The following is a 15,927-nucleotide window of genomic DNA, read 5'->3' as shown; positions in this document are numbered from 1 at the left end:
CTCAACTCGGGTCGGGTCGTCCTCAACCTGGGTCGGGTCGTCCCCCGGTTGCCCTCAACCTGGGTCGAGTTGCCCTCAACCTGGGTCGGGTCGTCCTCAACCCGGGTCGGGTCGCCCAACCTCGGTCGGGTCGCCCCCGTTCGTCCTGCGGAGAGAAACGCCAGCGAGGTACCGCCGTACCACGGGCACGACGGCCTGCCGCGACAGGCAGGATCCGACCACGACCTGCATGGAGAATTACACCATGACTGTCCTGAACATCGCGTCCATCGAGAAGCTCCACCTGCCCGGGCTCACGCACCAGACCCTCGCCGGACCTCGCGACGGCCTCCGCAGCGTCGAGGTCTGGATGCAGACCATCGCCCCCGGCGCGCAGACGCCGCGGCACCGGCACGCTTGCGAGGAGGTGGTCGTCGTCCTCAGCGGCTCGGGGACGTGCGAGATCGACGGAACCACCCTGACGTTCGGTCCGGGGTCGACGCTCATCCTGCCCGCGAACGTCCCGCACCAGATCGCAAACACGGGCGCAGACGAGATGCAGGTCGTCGCCGCGCTCGGCGCAGCGCCGGTCACGGTCGAGACGCCCGCGGGCGAGCGCATCGCGCTCCCCTGGGATCAACATCACCTCGCGCATCGAGAGGCGCCGCTCTCCTGACAGCGGCCGCACCGCCGGATCATCGTCACGCGCTCGATGCCCGAGCTCGGGTTCGCCTACGCGCTGAAGCAGGCGGGCGGCCGGAACATCTACAGGCGATTATTGTAATGCGACGGTCGCGCGGACCGACCGGCTCAACCTGGGTCGGACCGACCGGCTCAACCTGGGTCGGGTCGCTGCCCAACCTGGGTCGGGTCGCTCCAGGTCGGACCGACCGGCTCAACCTGGGTCGGGTCGCTGCTCAGGGTCGGATCGCTGCTCAACCTGGATCGGGTCGCCGGCCGCTTCCAACCTGGGTCAGGTAGCCGAACACGGAGGAAACCATGACGGCGAGACCGACGGATGAGCTCGAGGCAACAGGAACACGCGCGCAGCACGGGAGCAGAGAGGGCGCGGGAGGCGCCCCGAAGGAGGCGCCCGCGGCCGGGTCCGTGGTGCTGGACAGGTCGGATCCGAGCTTCCTGGCCAGGGCCTACGAGGTCTACACGGAGATGCGGGCCCAGGGGCCCGTCGTGCGCACTCGCCATTACCCCTTCCTCAGGGACGAGGACGAGGAGAAGAGCGTGATGGCCGGCGAGCGCCCCGTGCGCGAGGTGCTCTTCGTGAACCACTACGAGGAGGCGGCCGCCGCGCTGGCCGACGATCGCCTCGCGTCCGACCCCTACGCGCTGATGACGCCGGAGCAGCGGGAGACGCTGCCGCCCGTGCCGGTGGAGTTCCGGCCGATCATGCGCTCGCTGATCATGCTCGACCCGCCCGACCACTCGCGGCTGCGCAAGCTGGTCCAGCCGAGCTTCAGCGCCCGCGCCATGGAGGCGCTCAAGCCGCGCGTCCAGCGCATCGCCGACGACCTGCTCGACAGGGCCGAGCAGGAGGCGGCCGCGCGCGGCGAGGCGGCGCCGGAGCGGCGGATGGAGCTGATCAAGGCGTTCGCCTACCCGCTGCCGGTGACGGTGATCAGCGACATGCTCGGCATCCCGCAGGAGGACCGCGAGGCCGTCCAGCAGTGGGCGGAGATCCGCGCCGAGCGCTTCGGGGACCCCGTGGCCGTGGAGCACAGCCGCAAGTTGATCGCGGCGTTCAGCGGCTACCTCCGTGATCTGTTCGAGCGGAAGCGGCGCGCGCCGGCGGACGACATGATCAGCCAGATGATCCACGCCCAGGAGGACGGCGACACGCTCAGCGAGGAAGAGCTCCTCTCGATGGTGTTCCTCCTCTACTTCGCCGGGCATATCACGACGGTGAACCTCATCGGCAACGGCGTCGCGGCGCTCCTGACGCACCCCGAGCAGCTCGCCCGCTTCAAGCAGGATCCCGGGCTGGCCAGAGGGGTGGTCGAGGAGACGCTCCGCTACTGGGGGCCGGTCGACTACCCGCGCAGCATGCGCATCGCCACGGAGGAGATCGATCTCGGCGGGACGACGATCCCGAAAGGGGCGCAGGTGGCGATCGGCCTCGGCTCGGCCAACCGGGATCCGCAACGCTTCGAGGATCCCGACCGGTACGACATCTCGCGCGACGACGCCCACCGTCACATCGCCTTCGGCAGGGGGATCCACCTGTGCCTCGGGGCGCCGCTGGCGCGCGTCGAGGGGCAGATCGCCTTCGAGACCCTGCTCCGACGCCTCCCCGATCTGCGCCTCGCCGCGCCGGCCGAAGGGCTGCGCTGGAGCGCCGCCGGCGGGATGCGCGGGTTCCGGGAGCTGCCAGTGCTATTCTAGTTCCGTGCCTCGCGAGCCTGGCCAGGGATCCCGAGAGATTTCAACGCAAAGGCGCAAAGGCGCAAAGGCGCAAACCAGAATTTTCTTTGTATTTTTGCGCCTTTGCGCCTTTGCGCCTTTGCGTTCAAACATCTCTTCTCTCGCCGTGATCCCTGCCAAGACTTCTGACAGGCCGAACTAGATCGATCTGGGTCGGCTCAACCTGGGTCGGTCGGCTCAACCTGGGTCGGTTGGCTGGGTCGGTCGGCTCAACCTGGGTCGGTCGTCTCTCGCGCCATGCGCCCCGGCCAGCGGCGGTGCTGCGCGGCTGCTTGCGGCGCAGCACCGCCGCACCACCACGCGGCCGCAACCCCTTCCTCCTGCAGGTTCTGCCCCTGGTACATCCCGTGCACGCCGTCGCGCCGCGACCACCGCCAGGAGACGCGAGGCATGGGCCATCCGACCATCTATCCCACCGGGGTCACGATCTATGACCCCGACCGCAGCTGGAACGGGTACACGATCTTCCAGGCCGCAGGCCTCGGGGCGCTGCTCATCGACATGAACGGCCGCGAGGTGCAGCTCTGGAACGGGCTCCACGGCTTTCCCAACAAACTCCTGCCCGGAGGGCAGGTGTTCGGCAGCACCGGCGAGCGCAACCCGCTGCACGGGGCGCAAGACCAGATCGACCTCGTGCAGGTCGACTGGGACGGCAACGTGGTCTGGCGCTTCGACGGCCTCGAGCACATCGCCGATCCCGGGGAGGCGCCGCGCTGGTTCGCGCGCCAGCACCACGATTTCCAGCGCGAAGGCAACCCCGTCGGGTACTACGCGCCCGGCCAGGAGCCGCTCGTCGACCGGGGGAGCACCTTCCTCCTCGTGCACGAGAACGTGCACAACCCCGCCATCTCCGAGCACCCGCTGCTCGACGACAAGATCGTCGAGGTGGACTGGAAAGGCAACATCGTCTGGCAATGGCGCGCCCACGAGCACGTCGAGGAGCTCGGCTTCGACCAGGCCGCGCGCGACGTGCTGCGCCGCGATCCCAACCTGCGCGCGCCGGGCGGGAGCGTGCTCGACCAGAGCCGCCCCGCCGCCGGGATCGGCGACTGGCTGCACATCAACTCGCTCTCGCTGCTCGGGCCGAACCGCTGGTACGACGCCGGCGACGAGCGCTTCCATCCAGACAACCTGATCTGGGACGCGCGCGAGGCGAACATCATCGCCATCGTCAGCAAGAAGACGGGGCGGGTCGTGTGGCGGCTCGGACCGCGGTACGACGGCAGCGAGGCCGAGCAGCGGCTCGGCTGGATCATCGGTCAGCACCACGCCCACCTCATCCCGCGCGGGCTGCCCGGCGAGGGCAACCTCCTCGTCTTCGACAACGGGGGCTGGGCAGGCTACGGCGCCCCCAACCCCGGCGCGCCGAAGGGGCTCAAGACGGCCCTGCGCGACCACTCGCGGGTGCTGGAGATCGACCCGATCACCCTGGAGATCCGGTGGCAGTACACGCCCAAAGAGGCGGGCTTCGTGATGCCCCTCGACGCGGCGCGGTTCTATAGCCCGTTCATCAGCAGCGCCCAGCGGCTGCCGAACGGCAACACGCTCATCACGGAAGGGTCCGACGGGCGGATCCTCGAGGTCACCCCGGGACACGAGATCGTCTGGGAATACATCAGCCCTTACTGGCGCAAGCCGCCGCTGGCCCTCAACCTGGTCTACCGCGCCTACCGCGCGCCGTACTCGTGGGTGCCCCAGCTCCCGACGCCCCGCCAGCAGCCGGTGCCGCGGCTCGACGTCGCGACGTTCCGCGTCCCGGGCGCGGCGGCCCTCGGGCGAGACCGCGTGGTGGAGCTCCGTGGCGCGCAGGGCTACGCCGCCAGGGCGGACTTCTGCGTGGTCACCGCCGAGGAGAGCGGGCCGCCGCCGCTCAGCGCGGGGTAGCCGCGCAGCGCGGGCTGGCCGCGCAGCGCGGGCTGGCCGCGCAGCGCGGGCTGGCCGTTCAGCGCAGGTTGGCCGTTCAGCGCAGGTCAGGTGCCGATCCACGGCGAGCCGCGGCGGGCGCCGCGTCGCGCGACGCTGGCCTTCAGCCAGAGCCAGAATGACGAGAAGAGGTCCCATCACCATGTCAGAACGCAAGCTCTTTTATCCGGAACGATTCAAGACCGCCTCCCGGTACTACACGACCGGACGCCCCTCTTATCCGAAGCTCCTCAGCCGCCGCGTGGCGGATCTGGTCGGCCTCAAGCGAGAGGCCGCCGTGCTCGACCTGGGGACCGGGCCGGGGTTCCTCGCGATCGACTTCGCGCCGCACGCGAAGTCCGTGACCGCGGTCGATCCGTCGCCCGAGATGCTCGCGGCGGCCAGGGAGAACGCCGCGCGCGCCGATGTCGCGATCCAGTTCGTCCAGGGGAGCTCGTACGAGCTCGGGCCGCACCTCGGCCGCTTCAAGCTCGTCACCATCGGCCGCGCTTTCCACTGGATGGACCGCGTCGAGACGCTGAAGTCGCTCGACGGCCTGCTCGAGCGGGGCGGCGCGGTGGCGCTGTTCGGGGAGAGCTACCCCGAGGTGCCGAGCAACACGTGGCACAAGGAGTTCCAGGCGCTCATCGACAAGTACTCGACCGAAGATCCGGCGCGGCCGCAGATCCGCGAGTCCACGAAGAACGAGGCCGTGCTGCTCGAGTCCGCCTTCAGCCACCTCGAGCGCATCTCCGTCCTCGAGCGGCGGGAGACGCCCGTGGAGCGCTTCGTCGATCGCGCCCTGTCGTTCGCCGCGACGTGGCACGGGCGGTCGGGGTCGCGCGAGGAGGACCTGGCGGTCGAGATCCGCCAGACGATCGCGAAGTATGCAGGCGCGGACGGCCTCGTGCGCGAGGTGCTCGAAGGACACGCGCTGATCGCGCGCCGCCCGGGCGAAGCGCTGGACGGCTGACCGGGCGGGAATGCGCAGCACGGAGGGGACACGACGTCCAAGGCGAGCTCAGCCCGCCCCCCGCGCCGCGCGGCGGCCACCCTCGCCGGGGGGCCGCCCAGCCCGGCCAAACCTCCCCTGCAAGCGACGACCGCCGCTCGACGGCGCCTACCCGGCCCGCCCCGCAATCACGCGCGCCGCGACCATGTCGCGCAGGTACTTGTGCAGGTACTCCTCGGTGAGGTGCGGCGCCACGGCCTCGACCCGCGCCCCTGGCCGCGCCGCGATCTCCCGCAAACGCTGCGCCAGCCGCGCCGTGTCGAACCGCAGCTCCCGGCCGATCGGCCGCGCCCACTGCTGGAGGATCGGCAGCGGCGACCGCTGCTTCTGCGGCTGACCCAGCGCCTCGAGCCGCTCCCGGAATACCTCGTACCAGCGGGCATACGCGTCGATCCGGGCCACCTCGTAGCCCGCCGTCCGGATCCAGTCGACCATCGTGTCGAGCGACACCGCATCTTCCCAGTGCGGGTTCGTCACGTGGTACGTCGCGATGCCCGCCCGGAGGTCGGTGGTCACCGCCGCGATGCTGCCGGCCACGAAATCGACCGGCAGACCGTCGAAGTGGTGAGCTCCCGCGCCGGAGTAGAACGACCGCGGCGCCACGGCCGTGTACACGATCCCCGCGAAGAGCCGCGTCAGGAAATCGCTCGTGTTGACCTCTCCCACGTAGCGCCGATCCGGCATGATCATGCTGCACCGGAACACGCCCACCGGCACGCCGAAGCGCCGCGCGAGATCGTGGAGAAGCACCTCGCCGGCCCACTTGCTCGCCCCGTACCCCACGGCATATCCCGAGTCGGTCGGCCGCTCCTCCCAGAGCGACAGGGCGTCCTCGTCCTCGCGCACGGGGTCGCGCGGATCCCGCCCGCCGGCGACGCCGACCGTGGACACGTAGCCGACCGGCTTCCGCCGCCGGCGCAGCGCGAGGCGGATGATCTCCACCGTCCCGAGCACGTTGGGCTCGAAGAGCTGGGGATACGAGAACGCATGGTTCACCAGCGCGCCGTTGTGGAGGATGCCGTCCACCTCGTCGCAGAGCCGGTCGAACACGGCCTCCGGCAGGCCGAACCGCGGCTTCGTCAGGTCGCCCGCGAGCGCCTCCAGGCGGCCGTTCGCCGACAGCTCCTGGAACCTCTGCCCGAGCGCGGGATCGGCCCCGTACGCCGCCCGGAGCCGCGCCAGCGCCTCGGCGTCGCTCGACGCGCGCACGACACAGGACACCGTGCCGCCGCGCGGCGCCCGCTCGAGCAGCTCCAGCAGCAGGAACCGGCCGAGGAAGCCGTTCGCTCCCGTGAGGAACACGGTCCGGACCGCGGACGCGGGCGCCGCCGCTCGCGCCGCCTCGGCGAGCTCCTCCGGGGCGAGGAAGCGCTCCAGCCGCAGATCCGCGGCCCGCACCGCCGTCGCCCCGGCGCCGTGCACCTGGCTGAAGGTGACCGCGCGCGCGGCGCCCCCGGCGCGCTCCTCGACGTGCGCGGCGAGGCGCTCCACGCTGCTCGTCGGGTCGAGGATGAGCCCCACCGGGACGGCGGCCCCGAAGCGCTCCTCCAGCATCGTCGAGAGCCGCACCGCCGCCAGCGAGTCCCCGCCGAGCGCCACGAAGGTCTGCCGCGGATCGACGTCGTGCAGGCCGAGCGTGACCTCCATCGCGAGCGCGACCTGCTCGGCCGCGCTCGCGCCCGCGCGCTGCCCCTCGAGCTCGTGCAGCTTCTCCAGCTGCGTGCGCTCGATCTGATCGAACATCCGCTCGAGCTGCGCGCCGTAACGCGCCTTGAGCTTCGGGCGAGCGGGCTTGTTGCTCGCCGTCAGCAGGCCGTTCTCGCGGGTGAAGGGGCTCGCCTCGATCAGGATCTCGCGCGGCACCTCCCAGCGCGGGAGCCCCGCCTCGCGCGCGATGCGGTCGAGCTCGCCCCGGACGAGCTGCTTGATCGCGCCCTCGCTCGCCGCCGGCCCGAGGTGCGCCTCGACGGCGCGCCGGTCGGGCACGACCACGGCGAGCAGGTAGGCGCGCAGGCTGCTCCCGTAAACGTAGATCTGCTGGATGAAGGGGCTCATGGCCGCATAGATCCCCTCGAGGCGCGAGGTGCTCACGAACTCCCCCTGCGCCAGCTTGAGGACGTTCTTCTTGCGGTCGAGCCACACGATCTCGTCCTCTCCGTGCAGCTCCACGATGTCGCCGGTCTGGAGGTACCCCTCCTCGTCGAGCAGATCCCTCGTCGCCTGGGCGTTCTTGTAATACCCGGGCACGTGCCGGCGCATCTTCACCCGCAGCTCGCCGCGCGGATGGGGCTTGTCCGTGGCGCGATAACCCAGCTCGGGCACGTCGGCGATCTTGAAGGCCAGGACGTCCTCGCGCGAGAGCCGGCCGTCGAAGCTGACCATCCCCGCCTCGGTGGATCCGTATCCGTCGTAGATCGGGATCTCGAAGCAGCGCTCCAGGAAGTCGATGATCTCCGGCGCCGTCGGCGCCGTGCCCGTCACCGCATACACGAGGCGGTCGCCGAGGAACGACCGGCGCATCTCGGCCATGATCTCGGCCTTGATCCGATCCGCGGCGCCGCCCCCGAGGCCGGCGCCGCGCCGCACGAGCTCGGCCTGGTAATGCTGGTGGATCATCGCCGACACGCGCGGCACGAACATGAAGCGCGTCGGCCGGGTGATGCGGATGTCCTCGAACAGCGTGGACATGTCGCTGGCGAGGACGAGGTGGGTGACGCCGCCCTCCATGATGGATCGCATCACCTCGAAGCGCCCCGCGGCGTGGTTCAGCGGCATGTAACCGACGCTGATGGACGCGACGGGCGCCACGCGCCCCCTCCCCTGCGTCTGCCACAACGCGCGCATGAGGCTCTCGGGGAACATGGCGCCCTTCGGCGTCCCGGTGCTGCCCGACGTGTAGAGGATGGCCATGAGCGGGTCGGGCTCGCCGGCGCGCGCCTCCGAGGGGATCGCGTGGGGCACGATCCCGCGCTGCCGGCCGAGGCGCTCCACGTCCGCGATGGTGAAGAGCGCGAGCCGCTGGCCGTGCTCCTCGCGCAGCGCCTTCATGCGCGCGGCGACCGCGCCGGCGCGGGCGGCGTCCCGCTCCTCGAGATCCATCACGACGAGACTGCGCACCGCCGGGCAGCTCGCGAGCGCCGCCGCGATGGCGTCGAGCTGCTCGGCGCTGCACACGACGGCCCGCGGCTCGACCTCGCCGAGGATCTGCTGGAGATCGGCCGCGGGCATGCCCGTCTGGAGCGGCACCGAGACCGCCGCGAGATAGAGGCAGGCGAAGTCGGCGACGATCCAGTCGACGCTCGCGAACCCGGAGATGGCCACGCGCTCCCCCGGCAGCACCAGGCCGCCGCGGCGCAGCCCGCTCGCGAACGCCTGGACGCGCGCCCACAGCTCGGCGTAGCTCAGCGTGTCGTAGCTCGGGAGGTAGCGGAGCTCGCCGCCCTCCACCGTGAAGGCGCGCGCGCCGAGGGCCGGCCGGTCGGCGTAGAGCGAGCAGGCGAGGGCGATGAGCTCGATGCTGGGCCGATCTCCGCCGGCGAGGCGCTCGACGGCCTCGGGGGAGGGAGCGGACCGCTGGAGCTCGAGATCCTGCTCGAGGCGGCGTTGATAACGATCGAGCGACCTCCGGAGCAGCCCCTCGCGCTCCTGCCTCTTGCGCTCCTCGGGCACATCCATGTTCCCCCTCCTCACCGACACCGACGCAGCATGTTGGTCGGAGGGGGTGCACGGTCAAGCGAGCGGGCCTTGCGCCACGCCTGCTCGGGCTGCGTTCATCTCAGGGGGACCTTCGGCCAGCCAGGCTCTTGCCTGCGGCGAGCAGGACGAGCGGCTCGCCATCCACGTCAGGTCAGAGCCCTTCGCCGCACATCAGACAACGCGTCAAGATGCTGCACCAGCTGGGGGTGGTCTCGGGATCCTGACAGCGGGCTTCGGCCCTCGCGCACGTGGCGGGCGAGGGGCACGAGAGCGCCTGGGCCGACAGCTCCTCCGCGGCCGGCGCCCGGGCGCTCGACTCCACGGGAGTCTCCGGCACCCCGAGCTCGTCCTCGACCCGGTCCTCGCACTCGCGGCAGCGCATCAAGGTGCGGCACGCTCGGGGGGTGGTCTGGAGATCCACGCAGGAGATGTCGGCGGACCTGCAGAGCCCAGCCGGGGGACATTGGACGCTCTCCTGAGAGCTCTCCTCGGTCATCTCTTGATCTGGCTCGACCTCGCCAGCCTCGTTCGGCGTCGCGATGCACGCGGCGGCAAACGACGAGAAGAGAGAGGCGGTGAGCGCGACAAGCAGGTTCTTCATGATGAGCTCCTTGCGTTCTTGGTGACGGGCCATCGAGCCTCGTTCACGTCGGTCCACATAGCAGCGCGCGTGCCGCCCGAATCAGGGCGCCATTTCGCGGGAGATCCTCGGCCGCTCGGGCCCCCTTGGCGCGACCTGAGCAAGGCTCGCTCAATTCGCGCACGCGCCGCCCGATCCGCGCCATCCGAGGCGCGGCGACATCACGCCATCGGGCGCGCCCTGCGGCCGCGGCGGCTGCGAGCGGCGGCCGCGGCGGCTCGCGGCGCGACGCCGCGGGCGTCGCCGGGCTCGCCGGCAGGCCGCGAGCTCCAGCGCCCTCGGGAGACCCCGTGTCCGCTCACGCCTCCAGCCACGCGCGTGCGAGCTCCAGCGTGCGGGCGCGCGCGGCGATGTTCTCCAGGAAGCTCCTCCGGTAGGCGGGATCCGGTATCTTGTCGGCGCGCGCGAGCAGCGCGTCGCGCGCCTCGCGGAGGACCTCGCGGGCCGCCTCCACCTCGCCGCTCGCGTGGAGCGCCTCGGCCAGCAGCACGGGGGCGGTCTCCTGCCGGGGCATGAAGAGCGGCGCGGTCGACCGCTCCAGGGCGTATGCCTCGCGGGCAAGCGCGGCGGCCTCCGCGGCCTGACCTTGCCGGAGCCGGATCTCGGCGAGCAGCGACAGGCGCACGGACCGGAAGAAGGGTGCCAGCCTGACAGGATCCCCGACCGCGTGCACCTCCCCCTCGGCCCCGGCGAGATCCCCTTGCAGGAGGCGGCACTCGGAGAGGAGGAGACGCGCGTGGACGATGAAAAAGAAATCGTTGCGCGGCGAGGCCAGCCGCAGCAGTGATTCGGCCTGTTCCTGCGCCTCCGCGATCCTTCGCTGCTCGAGCTGCACCGTGATCCGGACAAGCAGCGCCCCCGACGACAGGAATGTGAGCGCGCCCTGCGATGCGAGGAGGCGGTCGTGCATCTCCTCGGCACGGGCGAAGGCGCCGAGCATCCACTCGTCGCCGGCCTCGAGCATCCGCATGAACCACGCGTTCAAGCCGTCGCCGAGCGCCTCGAGGTGCTCCGCGGCGGCGCGGTTCCGCTGGCGCGCTCCCCATGGATCCCGCTCCACGTGGGTGCACCAGCACGCCCTGGCGGCCTCGACCCACGCAGCCACGAGGTGATCCTCACGGGCGACCGGGGCCACGTCCTGCTCGATCCGGCGCATGGTGCGCCGGGCCAGATCGGGCATTCCCTCCCAGATCATGGCGAGAAGGATGCTGCGGGTCCCCCAGGACACGAGCCGGGGCTCGAGGAGGAGATCCGCGGCGTTGCCGCGCCGGAGCAGGTCGTGGGCGGCCTGCCGGTCGCTGGAGTGGATCGCGCAGATGAGCGCGCTCGCCATGGCCCTGCCGTGGGCCAGGCCGCCGGGCGAGGCGCTGTCCAGCGCCGCGAGCGCGTGAGCGTAGCTCTGCGTCCTGTCCTCCATGAAGAACAGCACATTCGACAAGATGACGTGGAGTGAGGCCAGCACCTCTCCCGTCGGCCCGCAGGCGATGCCCCGCTGCGCGCGCGCGAGCACCGCCGGCATGTCGGCGGCGAGCAGCGCCTTCTCGGCGGCCCGCAGGTAGAACTCCGCCGCGCGCGCCGCCTCCCCGCCTCGCTCGAAATGCTCGGCCAGCACCATGGGGTCTTGCTCGCCGGCCCGGAGCAGCCATTCCCCGGCGAGCTTGTGCCCCACGCCCCTGTCGCGGCCCGTGAGCATCGCATAGGCGCCCTCCCGCAAGAGCGCGTGACGGAACGCGATCTCCTCCTCGCCTGCGAAGCGCGACGTCGGGCGCCGCTCCAGGATCTCGCGCTCGATGAGCGCGGCCCAGGCATCCTGCTCCTGCTCGCCGGGCGCCGGCGCGCCCAGGAGCGCGCGCACGCCCCCGGCCCAGCACGCCTCGCCGAAGACGCTCGCGGCCCGCAGCAGCCGCCGCTCCTCGTCCCCCAGCGCCGCGAGTCGCGCCTCCACCATCCCCAGCACCGTCTCCGGCAGCGCGCCCTCGCGCCCCTCGGCCACGGCCCGGAGCAGCTCTTCCAGGTAGAACGTGTTGCCGTCGGCCTGCGCCACCAGCGCAGCGACGGTCCGCGCGTCGACGTGCTCGCCGAGCGCGCTCCGCACCAGGAGCTCGGCCGCCCGGACCGGCAACGGGCGCAGCCGGAGCTCCGAGCACCCGAGGTCCCCCCAGAGCCGGGGGAAGAGGTCGTGGACCTCGGGCCGCGCGAAGGCCACCACCACGAAGGGCCGGTCGCGCAGCTCCCGCAGCGCCCGGTCGAGGATCCGGACCGAGGGCGCATCCCCCCAGTGCAGGTCCTCCAGCACCACCAGCATGGGCTGCGCGTCCGTCACCGCGCGCGCATAACCGACGTACGCCTCCTGGATGCGGTCCGCCATGAGCCCCGGGCTCTGCCGCGCTGCGCGCAAGAGCGGCTGGTCCTCGTCGGCGAAGGGCGCGCCGATCAGCTCGGCGAGGAACACCGTCACCCGCGCGCGCGCGGCGCCGGCGAGCAGGCGGCCCACGGCCTGCTCGAGCTTCTCGCGGCGCGCCTCGACGGCCTCGCCCGCCGCGATCCCGAGCGCGCTGCGCAGCGCCCCGGCCAGCATCGCGAACGCCGAGCCCGCGCCGATGGAGTCGCCGCGGCTCACGCCGAGGTCCATCGCGGGATAACGCCTCTTCAGCACCTCCAGGAGCTCGAAGCGCAGGCGCGACTTGCCCATCCCCGCCGCCGCGGTCACCAGCGCCACCGCGGCCTGCCCGTCCTCGAAGCTCCCCTCCACGACCTGGAGCAGGCCGCGCAGCTCCCGGTCGCGGCCCACGTACGGGCTCGGCTTGCCGAGCAGCTTGCGCGCCTGCTCGCCGACCTCCCGCTCCGCCTGCAGCCAGAGAGCGCCTCCGTGCTCGCTCACCTCGAACCGCACGTCGAGCAGCGCCCGCGTCACCGCATCGACCTGGACCCCCCTGCGGCCCTCCTCGGGTTCGTGCGCGCGGCCGCCCAGCGCGCCTTCCGCGAGCAGCGAGGCCGCCCGCTCCAGCACCTCGCCGAGCTCGATGCTCCCCGTGTCCTCGCCTCGGCCCGTCACCAGCGCCACGCGCCACGCCGCCTCCGGCAACGCCGCGCGGATCCGCAGCGCGCACCGGGCCGCCAGCGCCGCCACGTCGGTCGCGCTGCCGGCGCCCGTCACCGTCGCCACCACCGTCCCGTCGCACAGCTGCTCCACCCGCGCGCCCAGCGGAATCGCCACGCGACGCACCTGCGCGAGCGCGCCCGGCGGCGGCGCCGTGAGCGGCACGGTGTCCTGCAAGGCGCTCGGGCGCTCGGGGGCCGGCTGGACCGCCACGACCGAGACCAGCCGCCGCTCGTCCCCGGTGCTCAGCGCGACGCTGGCGTCCGCCGAGCCCGCGCCGCCGCCCGTGAGCTCCCCGAGCTCGGCCAGGCGTCGCGCCACCGCCGCGCCGTCGGCCGGCCGCGCCGACGGCTCCTTGGCCAGCATCCGAAAGACCAGCTCGTCCAGCGCCACGGGCAGCTCCGGCCGCAGCTCCTTCACCCGCGGCGGCTCCTCCAGCAGCAGCTTCGCCAGCAGCGCCATCGCGTGCTGCCCGTGGAACGCCGGCACCCCGGTCAGGCACTCGAACAGCACACACCCGAGCGAGAACACGTCCGCGCGCGCGTCGAGCAACTCCTGCTGCCCCCGCGCCTGCTCCGGCGCCATGTACCCGGGTGTCCCCAGCGTCATGCCCGACGCCGTCAGCCTCGTCGCTGCCATCTGCAGGCGCGCGATCCCGAAGTCGAGCACCTTCACCCGCTCGACCGCTCCGCCGACAAGGAACAGGTTGCTCGGCTTGATATCGCGGTGCACGACCCCGCGCGCGTGCGCCGCCCCGAGCGCCTCGGCCGCCGTGCTCACCAGGGCAATCGCCTCCTTCAGGCGCAACGCTCCGCGCTCAAGGCGCTCGGCGAGCGTCTCGCCCGCGAGCCACTCCATCACCAGGTAGGGCTCGCCCGAGGGCGCCGTTCCGTGCGTCACGTACCGCACGATGTGCGGGTGCTCCAGGCCGGCGAGCGCCCGCGCCTCGTGCACGAAGCGCGCCGCCGCCTGCGCGTCCGACTCGCGCAGCAGCTTGAGCGCCACCGTCGCGCCGCTCGCCCGGTCGAGCGCCCGGTACACCGTCCCCATCCCGCCGGCCCCGGCGAGCGTATCCACCTCGAAGCGACCGTCGATCACGCTGCCAGCGAGCATCCCGCGCAGCTTGTCTCCTCGCTCGCCGCTCCGGCAAGACCTAGTTCGGCCTGTCAGAAGTCTTGGCAGGGATGACGGCGAGAGAAGAGAGATTTCAACGCAAAGGCGCAAAGGCGCAAAAATACAGAGAAAATTCTGGTTTGCGCCTTTGCGCCTTCGCGCCGGTCGCTAGTTGAGCTGAGGCAGGGGCTCGCCGTCCTTCACGAAGTACAGCTCGCTCGTGACGCTTCCATCGGGGTGCGCCTGTCTCCAGGCCATCCTCGCGCCCGGCCAGTAGTCGTTCGCGCGAAACGCCTTCTCGACGAAGGCGGTCTGCTCCGACAGGCCCTGATGAAACACGTTGACCTTGCACAGGGACGTCCGGCAGTCGACGGACACCATGCGCGACCCCTCCCCGAAGTAGCGCCGCAGCCCTTCGTCCAGCCGTTGCTCGGCGGAGGCAGCCCAGCTGCGGTCGACCGCCTCGCCGCTATAAAGGGCCTCCACGTGGGCCACCTGGTCCTCGGGCTCCGGAGCGGTCGGCTCGACGGCCGCTGCTCGCTCGGGGGCAGGCGGCTCGGGCTCGACGGTCGGCTCCGGCGCGAGCTCTCGGGGCGCCGGCCGCGCCGAAGCCGCGTGGCGATCCGGAGCCTTGGCGCCGCGGGTCGGCTCGGCGACCGTGACGCGGTACTCGCGCTCTCGATGTCTCGGTGAGCGATCCACGACAAACTGGACGACGCCGACGATCGCAACGGAGATGGCCACCACGGAGATCCCGAGCTTGAGGGTCTGTTTCATTTTCTCACCGTCGACTGATGATCTGCAGGCATGGCTCACGAGCTTCGCGCCCGCGAGGGATCCGCGCGCGAGGCGCGCGGATCCCTCCGGAGCACGCGCTTTCGCGTGAAGCGCGCTCACATGCGGCGCGTCGCGCCTATCGTTTCTTTGTTGCGGCGTCCCGCCTCGCCCCCTTCAGAACGTGAAGGAGCCGATCGCCTCCGAGTTGCCCGGAAAGTCGCAGTCGTAGTGCGCGACCGACGTGCTGGCCACCGTGAGGCTCCCGAGGGAGACGGCCGCCGGCGGGCTCGACGAGTCGCAGATGAGGGTGGAGCCAGTCTGAGCAATAAAGCCGTTGCTCGGAGAGGTCACCACGGCTCGGCATACGGGCGTATTGAGACAGAGCCCCGGGGTCGTGGTGGTGGGGGTCGCCCTGAAATTGACCGAGCCGTTCGCCCGCGACTGGATCGGGACGAGGAGCTTCTTGGAGCTGCCGCAGTTATTGCGCACCTCGGACCAGGACGAGGCAAAACAGCCGGCGTCGGCGGCCACCCAGGCATGACCCGCCATCGCCGGCAGCGTATCAGAATAGCCGATCGCGGCTCCGGTGCTCAGGAGAGCAAACGCAGCCGTTCCCAGCAGACCCATGGCCCATTTCTTCATAAATCCTCCTTACGCGTGCAATTGGCAGAACAGTGACTCGGACACACGGCGACCCTGACAGGACCTCGTTCGGGTCCGGCCTCCTCTCTCGATGTCACGTCGCAGATAGACACCGCGACGCAGGAGGCTCCCGCTCAGAAATGCTCTGAGCTGTAGCCCCTCGGGCGCCTGCGAAGAGAACGCGCTCGCCCCCGAACAGGGGCGCACTGCGAAGGTCACCGCGCGTGCAGGCGCACGATCTCAGAACCCCACGATTCATGAGGAGCGCTCCATTTACTGCAGCGGCGGAATCCTTCCACGCCGCGCCAGAACACTCCCCGTGCCCCTCCTCGTAAGTCAGAGCACACGCGGAGATTCTACGAAAAGCAGAAGAACGTCAAGAACGTTCTTCTTGCGATTTATTTCGTCCTATCTCGAATATTTCGAATGAAGGCGGACGCAGCAGCAATCCTGAACAGCGCCATCGAATTGAAAAGTTCAGCTTTGGATTCCTCTGTCAGGGCATGCGCGGCGCGGGGACGCGCGCTCCGGTCGTCGACGAAGACCTTGAGCGACACGAACGACGCTGGGTCCTTCGTGAACAGGGCGTGGTTGGTCACGAGCAGCGAGCCGCTCGTCGAGCGCGATGCT

The 15,927-nt window shown here is 71.2% G+C and carries 11 protein-coding genes; 4 read left to right on the top strand and 7 right to left on the bottom strand.

The annotated features are described in order from the left end of the window. Positions 1–244: 244 nt before the first annotated feature. Together WMF43_RS01985 and WMF43_RS01980 are read left to right on the top strand one after the other, a co-directional pair. A complete protein-coding gene (locus tag WMF43_RS01985; RefSeq protein WP_437677077.1) occupies positions 245–655 on the top strand; it encodes a cupin domain-containing protein in 411 nt (136 codons plus the stop codon). 323 nt (positions 656–978) lie between these two features. Beyond that, a complete protein-coding gene (locus tag WMF43_RS01980) occupies positions 979–2,376 on the top strand; it encodes a cytochrome P450 family protein (RefSeq protein WP_437677075.1) in 1,398 nt (465 codons plus the stop codon). Positions 2,377–2,624: 248 nt separating this feature from the next. Here WMF43_RS01980 and WMF43_RS01975 read toward each other — a convergent pair whose 3' ends face one another. Then, the gene (locus WMF43_RS01975; RefSeq protein ID WP_437677073.1) at positions 2,625–2,807 is read right to left on the bottom strand and encodes a hypothetical protein; all 183 of its coding nucleotides are present in this window, start codon (positions 2,805–2,807) and stop codon (positions 2,625–2,627) included. Here WMF43_RS01975 and WMF43_RS01970 point away from each other — a divergent pair. Next, positions 2,806–4,299: an aryl-sulfate sulfotransferase gene (locus tag WMF43_RS01970; protein WP_437677072.1), complete on the top strand. Its 1,494-nt coding sequence runs from the start codon at positions 2,806–2,808 to the stop codon at positions 4,297–4,299. The genes WMF43_RS01975 and WMF43_RS01970 overlap by 2 nt on opposite strands. A 181-nt stretch (positions 4,300–4,480) precedes the next feature. Then, the gene (locus WMF43_RS01965) at positions 4,481–5,290 is read left to right on the top strand and encodes a class I SAM-dependent methyltransferase (protein ID WP_437677070.1); all 810 of its coding nucleotides are present in this window, start codon (positions 4,481–4,483) and stop codon (positions 5,288–5,290) included. Positions 5,291–5,437: 147 nt separating this feature from the next. Here WMF43_RS01965 and WMF43_RS01960 read toward each other — a convergent pair whose 3' ends face one another. The 6 genes from WMF43_RS01960 to WMF43_RS01935 all read right to left on the bottom strand — a co-directional run bounded on the left by WMF43_RS01960 (position 5,438) and on the right by WMF43_RS01935 (position 15,896). Next, entirely contained in the window at positions 5,438–9,004 is a 3,567-nt protein-coding gene (locus tag WMF43_RS01960; protein WP_437677068.1) for a thioester reductase domain-containing protein, read from the bottom strand. A 172-nt stretch (positions 9,005–9,176) separates the two neighbouring features. Further along, positions 9,177–9,626, bottom strand: coding sequence for a hypothetical protein (locus WMF43_RS01955; RefSeq protein WP_437677066.1), 450 nt, complete (start codon positions 9,624–9,626; stop codon positions 9,177–9,179). A 337-nt stretch (positions 9,627–9,963) separates the two neighbouring features. Beyond that, on the bottom strand, positions 9,964–13,878 hold the full coding sequence (locus tag WMF43_RS01950; RefSeq protein ID WP_437677064.1) for a protein kinase domain-containing protein: 3,915 nt from the start codon (positions 13,876–13,878) through the stop codon (positions 9,964–9,966). A 168-nt stretch (positions 13,879–14,046) separates the two neighbouring features. Then, positions 14,047–14,655: a hypothetical protein gene (locus tag WMF43_RS01945; protein WP_437677062.1), complete on the bottom strand. Its 609-nt coding sequence runs from the start codon at positions 14,653–14,655 to the stop codon at positions 14,047–14,049. Positions 14,656–14,829: 174 nt separating this feature from the next. Beyond that, positions 14,830–15,282, bottom strand: a complete 453-nt coding sequence (locus WMF43_RS01940) for a hypothetical protein (RefSeq protein ID WP_437677060.1) — start codon at positions 15,280–15,282, stop codon at positions 14,830–14,832. A gap of 413 nt (positions 15,283–15,695) precedes the next feature. After that, positions 15,696–15,896: a hypothetical protein gene (locus WMF43_RS01935; protein WP_437677058.1), complete on the bottom strand. Its 201-nt coding sequence runs from the start codon at positions 15,894–15,896 to the stop codon at positions 15,696–15,698. Between the last annotated feature and the right edge of the window lie 31 nt (positions 15,897–15,927).

Source organism: Sorangium sp. So ce131, from assembly GCF_051519095.1.
In the GTDB taxonomy this organism is placed as follows: domain Bacteria; phylum Myxococcota_A; class Polyangia; order Polyangiales; family Polyangiaceae; genus Sorangium.
Note: the sequence above shows the minus strand (reverse complement) of the source record. Positions and strands in the feature narration are given on the sequence as shown.